This window comes from Bacillus sp. XT-4 (assembly GCF_050864245.1).
GTDB classification, from domain to species: domain Bacteria; phylum Bacillota; class Bacilli; order Bacillales; family Bacillaceae; genus Bacillus; species Bacillus altitudinis.
In genome coordinates this window covers 25,506-40,521 of record NZ_JBPAFI010000006.1, presented here as the reverse complement: position 1 = coordinate 40,521, position 15,016 = coordinate 25,506, and the positions used below count along the sequence as shown (strand labels likewise).

Sequence of the window (15,016 nt, the reverse complement as noted above, 5' to 3'; positions counted from 1 at the left end):
ATCAAAACATCTATTGGTTTTATTCCGTACAGTGGAATTTGTTTTCTTTTAATGGAACATTTAAAATGGATTATAGCAAAATTGGTCAATCATGTCGATAAGAAATCAAAGGGGAAAAGGAGAAAGTGAACATGGCTGATAAGAAGTCAAAAGAAGAATCAGGATTGCGTACCGTTCAGCGCGCTTTGGATATTCTTTCTTGCTTTAGCGAAGAACGTCAAGAGTTGACGCTAACGGACATTTCAAAAGAGATGAACTTAGCAATGTCTACCACAACGAGACTGCTCAAGGCACTTGAAATGAATCATTTTGTGGAAAAGAACCAAGAGACAATGAAGTACCGGCTCGGTCAAAGACTTTATCTTCTCGGTTATATTGCTGGGAAGTCCATCAAATTGAGGGAACTGGCAAAACCGCTCATGTACACACTTCGTGATGAAACAAAGGAAACCGTCAACCTGTATGTGCTCGATCACAAAAGCAGGGTATGTATTGAACAAGCCGAAGGGCTGCAATCGATTCGGCATCTTGTGAAAATCGGTGAGAAGTTGCCGTTATACGCTGGTGCTGGTGGAAAGGTGCTGCTTGCTTTCCAAACCGAAGAGTTTCAACAGCAAGTTTTCGCATCTGAGGCTGATCACATGACGATGGAGGAATGGCAAAAAGAATGTCGTCATATTCTTGAAACGCATACCGCTTGCAGTATTGATGAACGGGAAGTCGGATCGGCGGCAGTGGCGGCACCGATCTTTAACATTCATGGGGAAGTGCAGGCATGTTTATCCATATCTGGACCGACCCAACGATTTACTGAAGATGTCATCCCTCAGCTGCAGCAAAAAGTGAAAGAGCATGCCGAGAAGCTCTCCGAACAGCTCGGTTACGTCGTCAAACACAATTTTTAAGAATGCCTATCTTTTCTCAGTCCATTTATCATATAATAGAAACATTATGTAGCATTCCTTGTCGTAAGGAGGACGTGTCACGAACATGAAAAACAATAGAGAGATTCCTGTGAGACAGCGAAATATTGTCCTCATTGGCTTTATGGGCGTTGGGAAAACAACCATTGGGCAGCTGGTTGCCAAAAAGTTATATAGAGATTTTATTGATGTTGATCAGGAGATTGAGAAAAAGTACAACATGACGATTCCAGAAATGTTTCAGCAAAAAGGAGAAGCGTTCTTCAGACAGGCTGAAAAGGACTATATCGTCGATTTATGTGAACATACTCAGCTAAAGATCGTGTCTCTTGGAGGCGGTGCGTTTAAACAGGAAGAAATCAAACGATCTTGCTTAAAGCATTGTACGGTTCTTTTCCTTGACCTATCTTGGGAGAATTGGAAACAACGGCTGGATATTTTAATTGAAAACCGTCCTGTTCTTCATAACCGCACGCTTGACGAGATGAAAGAGCTGTTTGAAGAGCGCCGGGAAATTTATTCCCTTCATAACTCAAGAGTGGAAACAGATCATCTAGAAGCTGAAGAAGTCGCCAATTATATTGTCGACACACTCAAGCTCGGCTGGGATCTATATTCGAAATAAAAAAGTCTATCCTAAGGGGTAGACTTTTTCTATTAGATCTAGAGTAGTCAAAGAAATGACAGTATAAGTTGGATGATGGATGAAAAAAAGAAGAAAAGATGTTTTTTTCTTCGTCATTATATCAAAATGCATGCATCCTTTATGTGGTGTGTCTAGCCATTTGAAAAAAGTGGTGATTAGACTACAACTAAGTCAAGATGATGAGGTTTTTGATTGATGCGGGAAACGACATATATCTCTCATTTTCTTTTTTTGAAAAAATAAAATAGTATCTAAATTCCAATAATAGTTTTTTGAATTATTATAATTTTTAAAAATCTGGTTGACACCTTCGGTTATATCATTCTATGATTATTAACGTAAACGCTTACCGTAAACGTTTACTATAACGGATGGGGAGGAATTTGTTGATGAAAAATAAAGAAAAATGGAGCGGTGTATTCCCGGCAGTCTTAATTCCTTTTAAAGATGACTATTCAATTGATGAACCTGCTTTTCGTAAGCTTGTTCGCTGGGTGGCGGGGCACGAAGGGATTAATGGGATCGTTGTCAATGGACATACTGGCGAGATTATGACTTTGCTGCCACATGAACGAGCTGAAGCTGTGCGTATTGCAGCCGACGAATTAAAGGGAGAAATTCCTGTCATTTCTGGGGTTTCTGCTGAAGGGACAATTGAAGCGATCCAGCATGCAAAAGCAGTGGAGGAAGCTGGTGGAGAAGGTATTCTTCTTATGCCGCCACATTCATGGCTGAGATTCGGTATGCAGCCTGAGTCACCTGTCCAATTCTTTAAAGATGTTGCAGAAGCAATTGACATTTCAATCATCGTTCATCAGTATCCAACATGGACAAAAACCTCTTATACAACCAGTCAATTATTAGAAATGTCGGAGATTCCAAACGTTGTCTCATTTAAAATCGGTCAAAGAGACATGGCGCAATATGAAGTCGATGTGCGCGCACTGAAAAAGCATGCACCAGATGTATCGTTGCTCACATGTCACGATGAATATTTATTGCCAACATTAGTTCAAGGAATTGATGGGGCGCTTGTAGGTTTCGGCTGTTTTGTACCAGATTTGATTGCTGAGCTTGTGAAATGTGTGGAAGAACAAGACCTTGTAGCGGCTAATAAAGTGTACGATAGAATCTTTGAATTAAAGCATGCTGTGTATAAAATGGATGAACCTTCCTCTACCTCTCATCTGCGAATGAAGGAAGCGATGTTCCAGCGAGGTTTGATCAGCAGTTCGCTTGCGAGGAAACCAGTATTACCTTTAACTCAAAAGGAAAAAGAAGAGATTCGTCAGGGCCTTCAAAGTGTTGGTTTACTTAAGGAAAACGTTAGTAAATAATAGACCATTGATTTCATGATGAAGGTGAGTCAGGTTATAATAGAGTATAAAACAACAGACTCCCGGAGGTATGAAATGTGTCAGTAAGTATTAAAGATGTCGCATTGAAAGCTGGAGTATCTATCGCCTCTGTTTCCCGAGTATTAAGTGGCAAACCAGGAGTAGGTGCTCAAACGGCTGAAAGAATCAAACAAGTGATTGATGAATTAGGCTATCGTCCTAATTTAGGAGCTAGAGGGCTCGTTAAAAGAAAGACTGGCAATATTGCTGTCGTGGTTCCTCGTGGTTCATATATTTTGAATAATCCATTTTTTTCGACGATTTTAGATGGGATAGCGAAGGAATTAGATGAGACTGAATTCAATATGTTGATGTCATTTACATCTGTACAGCAGCAGCGATTACTTGAAACGCAGGCTGTAGATGGTGCTATTTTATTTTCTCCAAGAAATGAAGAATTGAGCATGGATTGGTTAAAAAGTTTAGCTATTCCCATTATCGTTGTCGGAAGTTACTTAGAGGATTCTCCATTTCCATGTGTCAGGCCTGATGATGAAGAAGGTGTGTGCCAATCTGTCACGGCCTTATTTGATAAAGGTCATCGAACCATTGGACTGGTCAATGGTCCAATGAGTTCGATGCATAGTGTGAGGTATTACAAGGGGTATGAGCGTACACTGAAAAGTTTAGGATTAACAATGAACAAAGAGCTTGTGTTTGAGTTAGATGAATTTGATGGGGGAAAAGTAGTAGAAGTGGTTTCTCAATTTCTCCAAGGAAACCAGCACATGACTGGAGTTGTTTGCTCTTCAGATTTTTTGGCGATAGGGGTCATGAAAGCGGCAGATATCGCAAATGTGTCAATACCTCATGATTTGTCTGTCGTTGGTGCTGATGATGTGCCCATTGCAAGTTTTCTAACCCCTTCTTTATCTTCTGTTCATGTTGATTTAGTTGGAATGGGAAGAAAAGCGGTTTCTTTACTAACGCAGTTAGTAGAAGGAGAACAGTTAGAGAAGATGGAACATATCTTCCCGATGTACTATGTAGATCGTGGCACCACGGGAACGCCAAAAAAGAAATGATAGATGCTGAAAACTCATATGATCGCTTTAGAATGTCTCTTCATTTAAAATGTAAGCGATTTCTTTTGTGCTCATCAGCATGTACTTTTGCATCATTTCCTCTATTAAGGAGGAGATATCATGACGTTAGAACTCAGCGGAAATTCAAATTCTCATGATGAGCAAGTTGTTGATAGAGCTTCACAACTATTGACTAGGATGGAAAGTGTACCTTTTTCGAGATGGCATTTAAAACCTCGTATCATTATGGGATCTGCTACCTTTTTTGATGCTTTTGATGCACTATCTTTAGCGTTTGTTCTCCCAGTTCTCATCGGCATGTGGAATTTATCACCTGCTCAAATTGGTCTTCTTATTGGGTCTGGTTATATCGGACAAGCGATTGGTGCTATTTTCTTTGGATGGTTAGCAGAAAGACGTGGCCGTGTATTTAGTGCAAAGTGGACTGTATTTCTCATGTCTATTATGAGTATCGCATGTGTATTTTCAGGTAACTTTATGGCCCTTTTTATTTTTCGTTTTATACAGGGGATTGGAGTAGGAGGAGAAGTGCCAGTAGCGGCCTCATATATCAATGAGTTGTCCCGGGCCCAAGGCAGAGGGAGATTTTTTATGCTCTATGAGATGATTTTTCCATTAGGATTAATGATCTCAGCTCAAATTGGTGCATTTGTTGTACCTAGCTTTGGGTGGAAATGGATGTTCTTGATTGGTGGAATTGGCGGTTTAATCGTCTTTGTCTTCTTTTTCATGTTGCGTGAATCTCCAAGATGGCTTATTTCAAAAGGCAGGTTAGATGAAGCCGAAAGAATCATTGAAGAGATTGAAGCTAGTACGGACAAACGAATGCCTGTTGCAAAGCAAGTGTCCAGCAGCACTGAAAAAGGCGACTGGAAAGAGCTCTTTTCTACTTTTTATCGTAAAAGAACATTGATCGTATGGGGACTATGGTTTTCTGCCTACTTTGTATCGAATGGATTAAATAACTGGTTACCGAGTCTTTATAATACGGTTTACAATTTGCCAGTTGGAGATTCATTAAGGGCAGCCTCTCTCACAAATATTTTACAGACCATAGGGGTATTCGCTTGTGCATTTTTGATCGATAAAGTAGGACGGAAGCGCTGGGCAACCATTGCATTTATCGTAACAGGTGCTTTATTAACGGCTTTATGGATCAGCGGAGCAAATTCTCCAGAAAGCGTTATTTATTTAGGGTCCGCTGCCTACGGAATGATGGGGACCATTACAGTTCTTCTCTATTTATATACACCTGAAATCTATCCAACCCGTATGAGGGTAATTGGTACGGCATTTGCTACAGCGTGGCTTAGGCTGGCCTCAGCCATCGCTCCTATTATGATAGGTTTTATTTTAGAGGTGAGCGGTGTTTCAACTATTTTTATTCTTTTTGCAAGTGTGACTGTAGTGGGAGCAATTCTTGCTTTTAAAATGATCGAAACGAGAGAGAAAGTATTAGAGGATATTGCACCGTAAGTGATGCATGCAGTGAAGAACTTATTCTAAAGAGGGTAGGTTCTTTTTTTATTCAGAGGATTTACGTACACTTTTGAAAAAGCCTAACCTACCTCAATTCAATTATCTTATAATAGAAACATTATCAACACTCCTTGTCACGAACATGAAAAGTAATATCTATCAGATAGTGGAAATGTATATTCATAATATAAAAGTCTACCGGCTAGGGTAGACTTTTTCGATCAGTTTAATGTTTGATCCCTTGAAGTAGTGCGGCTTTTAGGCAAAAGGATATTGGCTGACGATGTTCGTCGAATTGCAGTTGAAACAGCTGTTTCGTTTCATCGTCTGCAGCATGAAGGTGGGCAACGATTTCCTTTTGAACATTTTCTGGTGTACGTCCTCGTATAATCCAGTCCTGATAATCAATATGCAGATCCCAGTAACGGATATCTTCTTTCGTCAGATGGTTGTCAGCGAAAAGCTCTTTCCATTCTGATAACGAGCTTTCTCGCACATGGGAGGGATCTCTCAGTCTATTTAAATGATTAATAAAGTCATCCTGTGCTTGGTTTTCAGGTGCATAATGATCGACAAGTAGAAATTTGCCGCCTTTCTTTAAGACTCGGCTGATTTCAGACATGGCTGCCGGGAGATGTGGGAAGTGATGAGCAGCAAATCGGCATGTGACGAGATCAAATGATGCATCAGAAAAGGGCAATGCGTCTGCGGATGCCTGCTCAAACGTAATGTGGTTCAGCTGGCGCTCTTTTGCAAGTGCTGTAGCAACCTCGATCATTTTGTGTGTGACATCAATCCCGATTCCTTTAGAGATGACGTCTGAAAAGGAAAAAATGGTATGACCTGCCGCGCAGCCGATATCAAGTAGATGCTCATCGCCCTTTGGCTTCGCCGCCGTTTTCATCCATTCAAGCTCTTTTCCAGCTGCAAAGATGGGTGAATCTCGGTAGTTCTCTGCATTTTGTGAGAATTGTTTCTCGGCTTTCGAATATGGATTCATTTCTTTACCCCCTTTTGTTGTTTCTTTATCGTAGGGTTCTTCCCGTGATTTGTCTAAGACATAAAAGATATGATATGAATAGTTAAAACCTATGAGGTGAGAGAAGTGGATATACGAATGATGGAATATGTCATGGAAGTGTACCGGCAGCAAAGCTTTACAAAAGCAGCGGAAAAACTTCACATTGCACAGCCCTCATTAAGTCAGCAAATTAAAAAACTTGAGGAAGAATTAGATACTCCCCTGTTTATTCGGAAGTATGGACAAGTCACTCCTACACCTCAGGGAAACCGATTGATCAAAAGAGCAGAAACCATTTTGAAGGAACGAGATGATTTATTGCGTGAGATGGGGGAAGCTGCTTATGAGGTGGGGAAAGAACTGATGATCGGTGCGCCAGCTGTTACAGGGGGATATGTCCTGCCAAGTTTATTAAAAACCTATTGTCAAACGTATCCGCATGTTCACGTTCATTTGATAGAAGAATCGCCTCGTGAGCTAGAAAGACGTTTACTCACTGGGAAACTGGATCTGGCGATTCTTTCTTTGCCTGTCGAGCATGAATCATTGAAAACAAAACAAATGCTGACCGAGCCGCTTCTTCTCGCCATTCCGCAAACGGCTCAACCGTGGTTGACAGATGAACTGAATGAAATCATCAATCAAGCGGATCAAGAAGGGTCTGTCCCGTTTCGTCTTCTGGAAGATGCCCCATTTATTATGCTGAAAGAGGGATATGGCTTTCGGCAAGTGGTCACGGAACTGTGCCGTCATCATGGTTTTCGGCCGAGGATTGCATTTGAAACGAGTCATATTCAAACAGCTCAGGCATTGGTTGAAAATGAGCTAGGGGTGACAGTGGTGCCGAAAATGGTGGCACAAGAGGAAAGCAAAGCAGTCACTTATTTACACATTGATTCATGCCCAACCCGCACACTTGTGTTTGCATATGTGGAAGAAAGATATTTAACGAAAGCCGCTCAAGCCTTCATGGACCTTCAACAGAATCAAGGAAAAGCTTAAACAAACGTTTAATCAAACGTAAAAAGCAGGGGAGTCCCCTGCTTTTACCTTTTTTCAGCGTGATAGAAAACTTTTGCAGTTTAGGAAGGACGAGTACCGACGCGGAGCGAATTTGACATTCGTGAGCACCGGCACGCAGGACTGACACCGAATGCGAGGGTTTGTCTACACGCTGAAAGCAGGGGAGCCCCCTGCTTTCTAATATAAATCCAGCCGCTGATCTGTCATGACGGGGATTTGTTGTCTCACTTCATCTACGAGCTGAAGATCAATGTCTGCATAATAAATGTCTTCTTCATCATTTGTCTCAAGCAGAATGCGTCCGAGCGGGTCAATCACCATGGAGTGACCAGGGAACTCAGTGTCTCTGCTTGTGCCCGTCCGGTTCACCGCAATCACAAATGACTGATTCTCAATGGCTCTTGCGATGAGCAGACTTCGCCAATGGTCCACTCTTGCTGACGGCCATTGAGCGGTATTAACAAGCACCTTCGCCCCTTTGTTCACGAGCGTCCTAGAAAGCTGAGGGAAGCGGAGGTCATAGCAGATCATGGTGCCAATCTTGACATCTTCATCATAGTTAAATAAACCAAGCTGATGACCGGCGGTTAAATAGTTGTGTTCATCCATTAAGCGGAATAAATGAATTTTATCATAATCTAACAAAAGCTCACCTTGACGGTCAAACACATACATCGTGTTGGTGATATCTTCATTTGTTGTCCGTTTATTCAAGACACTTCCAGCGATGAGATACACTTGGTGCTGACGAGCAAAGGAAGAGAAGAGTTTTTTTGTCCGCTCACCATCTGCATCGGCAAGCTCATCCGCTTGTTCCAGCGCATAGCCGGTATTCCACATTTCAGGTAGAATAATCAAATCAGGCTGTTGGCGGATGGCTTCTTCTAAACATGCTTCTGCTTTCTGAAAGTTTACATCAGGTTCTCCTATTTGTACGTCCATTTGAATCAGGGCGATGTTCATGTCTGTCTTCCTCCTTTATTCGTTTCATGCAATGAATGGTTCGGGTGATATTGCCTGAAACATCTAGTCTTCAAGCCAGTTTCTTTATCATAAAGCTTTCCGCCATCTTTGCCAATAGAAATGTCAGAAGGTTTTGTTAAATGACTTTCTCAATCAAGAAATGAGTGGTATGATACTCATAACTAATAAAACAAAGGGGAATAGTATGATATGCAATTGTTCGATTTATCACTAGAAGAGCTAAAAAAATATAAACCAAAGAAAACAGCACGTCCTGATTTCTCAGACTTTTGGAAGAAATCGCTCGAAGAACTGCACCAAGTGGAGGCAGAGCCAACACTTGAATCTTATGACTATCCAGTGAAAGGCGTCAAGGTGTACCGCCTGACGTATCAAAGCTTTGGACATTCTAAAATTGAAGGCTTTTATGCTGTGCCTGATCAAACTGGTCCGCATCCAGCGCTCGTTCGTTTTCATGGCTATAATGCCAGCTATGACGGCGGCATTCACGACATCGTCAACTGGGCGCTGCATGGCTATGCGACGTTTGGAATGCTTGTCCGTGGTCAAGGTGGCAGTGAAGACACATCAGTGACGCCAGGCGGGCATGCATTAGGGTGGATGACAAAAGGCATTTTATCGAAGGATACGTACTATTATCGAGGTGTTTATCTAGATGCTGTTCGTGCACTCGAAGTCATTCAGTCTTTCCCCGAAGTAGATGAACACCGTATCGGCGTGATCGGTGGAAGTCAGGGGGGTGCGTTAGCGATTGCGGCCGCAGCCCTTTCAGATATTCCAAAAGTCGTTGTGGCAGACTATCCTTACTTATCAAATTTTGAGCGTGCAGTTGATGTTGCCTTGGAGCAGCCTTATTTAGAAATCAATTCATACTTTCGCAGAAACAGTGATCCTGAAGCTGAAGAAAAGGTATTTGAGACATTAAGTTACTTTGATTTAATCAATTTAGCCGGCTGGGTGAAACAGCCAACATTGATGGCGATCGGTCTGATTGATCAAGTGACACCGCCATCCACCGTGTTTGCGGCATACAATCATTTAGAAACAGATAAAGAGCTGAAAGTGTACCGATATTTTGGGCACGAGTTTATTCCTGCTTTTCAAACAGAGAAGCTGTCCTTTTTACAAAAGCATTTACTTCTATCAACATAAGAGCATGACAAAGAGCTAAAATGACATTCATTTTAGCTCTTTGTCTTTTTCAGCTATTGGAGCGTTCAGCTTAATAACTGGTGTTCTGTCTTGTTTTTTCATCAGGTACTAATGCTGTAACGATCAGGGCAAGGGCTGTGATGATGTGAAGGATGAATCCGAGAATCGGAATCCAGGCAAGGCAGGATGTCACAATGCCGATAATACTTCCAATCATTGGTCCTTGGTCTCGCTTCGATAAGACGAGTGTGATAATATGCAGAATAAGCATGACCATGAGCGGTGAATAGCCATTGCTGATAACGAATAGACCTCCGATCACAGGGATAGCAAGGCAAGCTTCAAAAATCCCAGTGATCCATTTCATAATGCGAGATATAGACATCAGATCCAACTCCTTTTTCATATATGTCTTATTCGTATTTTCCCAAAAGGTGAAGAAGTCATGCAGAATTCTATAGAAAGAGTTGATGGACACTTGAGAGAAAGAATTAAGGAAGAGCTGAAAATCATCGAAGAAACGTATGACGTCAAGATTTGCCTCGCCGTTGAATCGGGCAGCAGGGCATGGGGATTTCCTTCAACTGACAGTGATTATGATGTTCGCTTTTTATACGTTCCCCGGAAAGAATGGTATTGGGCGATGGAAGAGCATCGTGATGTCATTGAACGACCAATTGATGACATGCTTGATATAAGCGGCTGGGAGCTGCGAAAGGCGTTGCGTTTATTCAATAAATCGAATCCATCCATTATGGAATGGCTGTCTTCTGACATCATTTATGCTGAATCCTTCTCTCTAGCCAAGCAGCTAAGAGAATTAAAGGATCGAGCGTTTTACCCTGCGGCTTTGATGTATCATTACCTCAATATGGCGAAGCGGAATGAGAGCCGGCATTTACGAGGAGAGCAGGTGCGAATCAAGAAGTATTTCTATGTGCTTCGTCCGCTGCTTGCCTGTCAGTGGATTGAACGTTATCGAACAGTTCCACCAATGGACTTTCATGAATTACTCAAGGAGCTAGTGGAGGAAGGCCCGCTGTTAACAGAAATTCACGAACTGCTCAAACGTAAAATGGACGGAGAAGAAATGGATTTAGAGGACCGCCTTGTACATGTCCATCCATTTATCGACAAAGAGCTGGCTCGTTTTGATGAATTGGTGAAAAGCTACAATCAGCCGAAGGACAATCTGATGCAAGAATTAAATGAGCTTTTGCAGTCTACCCTTGATGAGGTGTGGGCGTAGGAGGGGAGAGTCAGCCGGATAGCGGCAGACTCTTTTTTTATCACCTATTGTGATAAAACCACAAAAAAAGTCAGAATTTTTGTCATCTTCAAATATTGTAGCGGACAGCTCATGAGCCTTACAATAAAGACATAGCTTACAAAGAGTGGGAGGTGCCCTTTATGGAGTCGGTCACAAGAAATTTCTTCTTGTTTTTGTCAAAGAGCAGTCTCTTGAACCATATTGCTCGTAATTGGGGAAGTGCTGTTGCATCAAAGAAAATCATCGGTGGGAAGGATTTTGAGAGCGCTATCCCTGTCATCAAACGATTAAACGATCAAGGTATGGCCGTAACGGTTGATCACCTTGGTGAGTTTGTCACAAAGGCAGAGATTGCAAATGAGCGGACGAATGAGTGTATTCAAACCATTCAGCGAATTGCAGAGGCGGGACTCAATTCCCACGTCTCACTTAAAATGACATCGCTTGGCTTAGATATTGACGATGACCTTGTGTATCGCAATATGAAAAGCATTTTAGATACGGCCGAGAAACACCGTATTATGGTGACAATTGATATGGAGGATGAACAGCGCTGTCAAAAAACGCTGGACATTTTTAAAGAAATGAAATCTCAATATGAGTATGTCAGTACGGTTTTGCAGGCGTATTTGTACAGAACAGAACAAGATCTTGATGACCTAAATGAGTTGCAGCCATTTTTAAGACTTGTAAAGGGTGCCTATAAGGAATCTGCCGAAGTGGCGTATCCAAACAAAAAAGACGTCGATCAGAATTACAAGAAGCTGATCGAAAAGCAGTTACTCTCAGGGAATTATACAGCCATTGCGACACATGACGATCAAATGATCGAATTTACGAAACATATTGTGAAAAAACACAATATACAGACAGATCAGTTCGAATTTCAAATGCTGTATGGCATGAGATCAGAAACGCAGCAAGCACTCGTGAAGGAAGGCTATCAAATGAGGGTCTACACCCCGTATGGACGAGAGTGGTATGGCTACTACATGAGACGCCTTGCAGAACGACCGGCAAACATTGCATTTGCTTTAAAAGGGATGACGAGAAAATAATTTGAAACGGGAGCGTGACAAAGATGACAACACCTTACAAGCATGAACCATTCACGGATTTTAGCCAGGAAGAAAATCGCCAAGCGTTTGAACAAGCATTAGCCAAAGTAACAGAATCGCTTGGGCAAACCTACCCGCTTGTGATTAATGGAGAAAGAATCGAAACAACAGACAAGATTGTCTCGATCAATCCAGCGAAGAAGGAAGAAGTCGTGGGTACCGTATCAAAAGCTGGGAAAGAAGAGGCAGAGCAAGCGATTCAAGCTGCAGCAAAAGCGTTTGAAACATGGCGCTACACGTCTCCAGAAGAAAGAGCCGGCGTCTTATTCCGCGCTGCGGCAAGCATTCGCCGTAAAAAGCATGAGTATTCAGCCCTTCTCGTAAAAGAAGCAGGGAAGCCTTGGAATGAAGCGGATGCAGATACAGCAGAAGCCATTGACTTCCTAGAGTATTATGCCCGTCAAATGCTAGAGCTTGCGAAAGGCAAACCGGTGAACAGCCGCGAAGGGGAACGCAATCAATATGTGTACACACCAACTGGCGTGACGCTTGTCATTCCACCATGGAACTTCTTGTTTGCGATCATGGCAGGAACAACAGTAGCGCCAATCGTCACTGGGAATACAGTTGTTTTAAAACCAGCAAGTGCGACGCCTGTCATTGCTGCCCGCTTTGTAGAAGAACTGGAGCAAGCAGGTCTTCCGAAAGGTGTTGTCAACTTCGTGCCAGGTAGCGGAGCAGAAGTTGGAGATTACTTAGTAGATCATCCGAAAACAAGCCTTATTACATTCACTGGATCAAGAGAAGTGGGCACACGTATTTTTGAACGTGCGGCAAAAGTACAGCCAGGACAACAGCATTTAAAGCGTGTCATTGCTGAAATGGGCGGTAAAGATACCGTGGTTGTAGATGAGGATGCAGATGTCGAATTAGCCGCTAACGCCATTTTCACATCAGCCTTCGGATTCTCAGGTCAAAAATGTTCAGCTGGATCTCGGGCAGTCGTCCACGAGAAACTGTATGACCAAGTCGTTGAGCGAGTGAAGGAAATCACAGAAACGAAAACAACAGCGAATCCGTTATCAGCTGATGTTTACATGGGACCTGTCATTGATCAAGCTTCCTTTGACAAGATCACAGAATATATCGAGATTGGCAAGCAAGAAGGCCGTCTAGTCACTGGCGGAACAAGTGATGATTCAGAAGGGTACTTCATTCATCCAACCGTGTTTGCAGATCTAGAGCCAACATCTCGTTTAATGCAAGAAGAAATCTTTGGACCTGTCCTAGCTTTCTCAAAAGTCTCAAGCTTTGATGAGGCGCTTGAAGTAGCCAACAACACAGAATATGGGCTAACCGGTGCGGTCATTACAAATAATCGTGATCACATCAACCGTGCGAAGCAGGAGTTCCATGTCGGGAACCTTTACTTTAACCGTAACTGTACGGGAGCGATTGTGGGATACCACCCATTTGGCGGCTTTAAAATGTCAGGAACTGATTCAAAAGCAGGCGGACCAGATTATCTTGCTCTGCACATGCAGGCCAAAACGATCAGCGAAATGTTTTAATATGGAAAAGCATGAACTCGTGCAGGCGAGTTCATGCTTTTTTTACCTGTCTACGACTTGTTTCTATACAAATATGACTGGAAAGAAGTATGATAAATGTATCACTTATTCAGGGAGCAATCGGGATGGAAGAGATATTAGAAAAGCTTCATACATTTTTTGATGTCGATAAATTAATTGCATTTATTAGTGGTTATTTAAAGAAACCAGTCATTTTAGAAAGTACTGAATGTCAGCTGCTTGCTTATAATTCTTACAGCATCCAGCAGTTCGACCCAGTCAATCAGCAAACCATTTTCTCAAAGGAATGTCCGGGTGCTGTGGTGGATTGGTTAAAAAAAACAGGGGTCATTGAGCAGCTATATACAGATTCAAATCCTTTTTATGTGAATGGTCATGAGGAGCTCGGGTTTAATCGACGAGTAGCTGTGAGCGCCAAGCACAAGCAAGAGGTTGTCGGCTTTATTTGGGTGCAGGACATTGAAGATTCTCTCTCTCAAGAGGAGCTGCAATTCTTACATGAGGCATCGTTTCAGGTTGGAAAAGTTATTTATAAAAATAAGAAACAGTTGGAGAAAAAGGAAGGCAAGATTGAAGAGTTCTTCAAAAAGGTCATGGATGATCATTTTTATACAGAAGAAGAGCTAAAATGGGAAGCTGAGAATTTAAGCATTCCACTGCCAGCTGTCTTTACTGTGATGGTTGTTCATGCCGCCGATAACAAAAGTGAGACGGCAGAAGATGTGAAGGATGTGATTAGAACCTATTTACAGCTAGAAGACAAGGTCAATCATGTCTACTCTGTGCAAGCAGACATCGTCGTGATATTAGGCAGTTTGTCAGATCGCCACTCACCAAAAGCGACCGCTGCGGATGTCGTCGCCCATCTTCAATCGAAAACGCATACACACCCATCTCCTTTATATATTGGGATGGGAAGAGAATATCGAGATGTCATGAAAATGAGCACAAGTCGATTTGAAGCGATAGAAGTCGTGAAAGCAGTGAAGATTGTCGGCGGACAGGAATTGATTCCATACGATTACGAGCATTTGGGGGTCTTCCGGTTCTTAGACTCGATTTACAGTCACCAAAAAAAGAAAAACGACTTTAATCCAGATTTGTTGCGCCTAAAGGAAAAAGACCGTGACAGCCAAACATCATTTTTAAAAACCTTAGAGGTCTACTTATTGAATAATTGCAAGCTAAAACCAGCTGCAGAGCAGTTGTTTATTCATCAAAATACACTAAACTATCGAATGAAACAAATTTTTGAAATGACGTCTATTGATTTAAGTCATTTTAGCCAGCGATGTGAGTTATTTATTGAATTGATGCTGATGAAAAAAGATCAATAGGCGTGGACTCCGCAGGTGCAAAGGATGACCTGCGGATTTTTATGCGAGATCATAAAATGGCATACAATTGCCTTATTTCGTTGTATGA

At 42.1% G+C, this 15,016-nt stretch carries 14 protein-coding genes; 11 read left to right on the top strand and 3 right to left on the bottom strand.

Going from position 1 to position 15,016, the window contains the following annotated elements:
- The first annotated feature begins 131 nt into the window (after window positions 1-131).
- From ACRRMM_RS15470 to ACRRMM_RS15450, 5 genes are all read left to right on the top strand, one after another.
- Entirely contained in the window at window positions 132-905 is a 774-nt protein-coding gene (locus ACRRMM_RS15470; RefSeq protein WP_113747516.1) for an IclR family transcriptional regulator, read from the top strand.
- 85 nt (window positions 906-990) lie between these two features.
- Entirely contained in the window at window positions 991-1,548 is a 558-nt protein-coding gene (locus ACRRMM_RS15465; RefSeq protein ID WP_007498270.1) for a shikimate kinase, read from the top strand.
- A gap of 410 nt (window positions 1,549-1,958) precedes the next feature.
- On the top strand, window positions 1,959-2,906 hold the full coding sequence (locus tag ACRRMM_RS15460; protein ID WP_060832059.1) for a dihydrodipicolinate synthase family protein: 948 nt from the start codon (window positions 1,959-1,961) through the stop codon (window positions 2,904-2,906).
- A gap of 77 nt (window positions 2,907-2,983) precedes the next feature.
- Window positions 2,984-3,991, top strand: a complete 1,008-nt coding sequence (locus ACRRMM_RS15455) for a LacI family DNA-binding transcriptional regulator (protein WP_017358562.1) — start codon at window positions 2,984-2,986, stop codon at window positions 3,989-3,991.
- A gap of 120 nt (window positions 3,992-4,111) precedes the next feature.
- Window positions 4,112-5,488 carry an MFS transporter gene (locus tag ACRRMM_RS15450; RefSeq protein WP_024718969.1) on the top strand — a complete coding sequence of 459 codons (1,377 nt, stop codon included), beginning with the start codon at window positions 4,112-4,114 and terminating at the stop codon, window positions 5,486-5,488.
- 229 nt (window positions 5,489-5,717) lie between these two features.
- Here the strand turns inward: ACRRMM_RS15450 and ACRRMM_RS15445 are convergent, their stop codons facing one another.
- Complete coding sequence (locus tag ACRRMM_RS15445; RefSeq protein WP_017366580.1) at window positions 5,718-6,491, bottom strand: class I SAM-dependent methyltransferase; 774 nt, start codon at window positions 6,489-6,491, stop codon at window positions 5,718-5,720.
- Window positions 6,492-6,608: 117 nt separating this feature from the next.
- On the opposite strand from ACRRMM_RS15445, the gene ACRRMM_RS15440 reads away from it, so the two are divergent.
- Window positions 6,609-7,514: a LysR family transcriptional regulator gene (locus tag ACRRMM_RS15440; RefSeq protein WP_129548440.1), complete on the top strand. Its 906-nt coding sequence runs from the start codon at window positions 6,609-6,611 to the stop codon at window positions 7,512-7,514.
- Window positions 7,515-7,712: 198 nt separating this feature from the next.
- Here ACRRMM_RS15440 and ACRRMM_RS15435 read toward each other — a convergent pair whose 3' ends face one another.
- Window positions 7,713-8,498, bottom strand: a complete 786-nt coding sequence (locus tag ACRRMM_RS15435) for a carbon-nitrogen family hydrolase (protein ID WP_428828761.1) — start codon at window positions 8,496-8,498, stop codon at window positions 7,713-7,715.
- A 210-nt stretch (window positions 8,499-8,708) separates the two neighbouring features.
- Here ACRRMM_RS15435 and ACRRMM_RS15430 point away from each other — a divergent pair, with 210 nt between their 5' ends.
- The gene (locus tag ACRRMM_RS15430) at window positions 8,709-9,671 is read left to right on the top strand and encodes an acetylxylan esterase (RefSeq protein ID WP_017366583.1); all 963 of its coding nucleotides are present in this window, start codon (window positions 8,709-8,711) and stop codon (window positions 9,669-9,671) included.
- A 70-nt stretch (window positions 9,672-9,741) separates the two neighbouring features.
- Here the strand turns inward: ACRRMM_RS15430 and ACRRMM_RS15425 are convergent, their stop codons facing one another.
- Window positions 9,742-10,056, bottom strand: a complete 315-nt coding sequence (locus ACRRMM_RS15425) for a hypothetical protein (RefSeq protein ID WP_008342068.1) — start codon at window positions 10,054-10,056, stop codon at window positions 9,742-9,744.
- A 60-nt stretch (window positions 10,057-10,116) separates the two neighbouring features.
- On the opposite strand from ACRRMM_RS15425, the gene ACRRMM_RS15420 reads away from it, so the two are divergent.
- The 4 genes from ACRRMM_RS15420 (at window position 10,117) to ACRRMM_RS15405 (ending at window position 14,928) form a co-directional block, all read left to right on the top strand.
- Entirely contained in the window at window positions 10,117-10,920 is an 804-nt protein-coding gene (locus ACRRMM_RS15420) for a nucleotidyltransferase domain-containing protein (protein ID WP_083693041.1), read from the top strand.
- 161 nt (window positions 10,921-11,081) lie between these two features.
- Window positions 11,082-11,999, top strand: a complete 918-nt coding sequence (locus ACRRMM_RS15415) for a proline dehydrogenase family protein (protein ID WP_007498256.1) — start codon at window positions 11,082-11,084, stop codon at window positions 11,997-11,999.
- A gap of 23 nt (window positions 12,000-12,022) precedes the next feature.
- A complete protein-coding gene (gene pruA, locus ACRRMM_RS15410) occupies window positions 12,023-13,570 on the top strand; it encodes an L-glutamate gamma-semialdehyde dehydrogenase (protein WP_007498254.1) in 1,548 nt (515 codons plus the stop codon).
- Window positions 13,571-13,695: 125 nt separating this feature from the next.
- Window positions 13,696-14,928, top strand: coding sequence for a PucR family transcriptional regulator (locus tag ACRRMM_RS15405; protein ID WP_017358555.1), 1,233 nt, complete (start codon window positions 13,696-13,698; stop codon window positions 14,926-14,928).
- Window positions 14,929-15,016 lie beyond the last annotated feature (88 nt).

Excerpts from the sequence above, each read along its gene's own strand:
- ACRRMM_RS15470 (WP_113747516.1), top strand. The coding sequence starts at position 132 with ATGGCTGATAAGAAGTCAAAAGAAGAATCAGGATTGCGTACCGTTCAG.
- ACRRMM_RS15465 (WP_007498270.1), top strand. The coding sequence starts at position 991 with ATGAAAAACAATAGAGAGATTCCTGTGAGACAGCGAAATATTGTCCTC.
- ACRRMM_RS15460 (WP_060832059.1), top strand. The coding sequence starts at position 1,959 with ATGAAAAATAAAGAAAAATGGAGCGGTGTATTCCCGGCAGTCTTAATT.
- ACRRMM_RS15450 (WP_024718969.1), top strand. The coding sequence starts at position 4,112 with ATGACGTTAGAACTCAGCGGAAATTCAAATTCTCATGATGAGCAAGTT.
- ACRRMM_RS15445 (WP_017366580.1), bottom strand. The coding sequence starts at position 6,491 with ATGAATCCATATTCGAAAGCCGAGAAACAATTCTCACAAAATGCAGAG.
- ACRRMM_RS15440 (WP_129548440.1), top strand. The coding sequence starts at position 6,609 with ATGATGGAATATGTCATGGAAGTGTACCGGCAGCAAAGCTTTACAAAA.
- ACRRMM_RS15435 (WP_428828761.1), bottom strand. The coding sequence starts at position 8,498 with ATGAACATCGCCCTGATTCAAATGGACGTACAAATAGGAGAACCTGAT.
- ACRRMM_RS15430 (WP_017366583.1), top strand. The coding sequence starts at position 8,709 with ATGCAATTGTTCGATTTATCACTAGAAGAGCTAAAAAAATATAAACCA.
- ACRRMM_RS15425 (WP_008342068.1), bottom strand. The coding sequence starts at position 10,056 with ATGTCTATATCTCGCATTATGAAATGGATCACTGGGATTTTTGAAGCT.
- ACRRMM_RS15420 (WP_083693041.1), top strand. The coding sequence starts at position 10,117 with ATGCAGAATTCTATAGAAAGAGTTGATGGACACTTGAGAGAAAGAATT.
- ACRRMM_RS15415 (WP_007498256.1), top strand. The coding sequence starts at position 11,082 with ATGGAGTCGGTCACAAGAAATTTCTTCTTGTTTTTGTCAAAGAGCAGT.
- pruA (WP_007498254.1), top strand. The coding sequence starts at position 12,023 with ATGACAACACCTTACAAGCATGAACCATTCACGGATTTTAGCCAGGAA.
- ACRRMM_RS15405 (WP_017358555.1), top strand. The coding sequence starts at position 13,696 with ATGGAAGAGATATTAGAAAAGCTTCATACATTTTTTGATGTCGATAAA.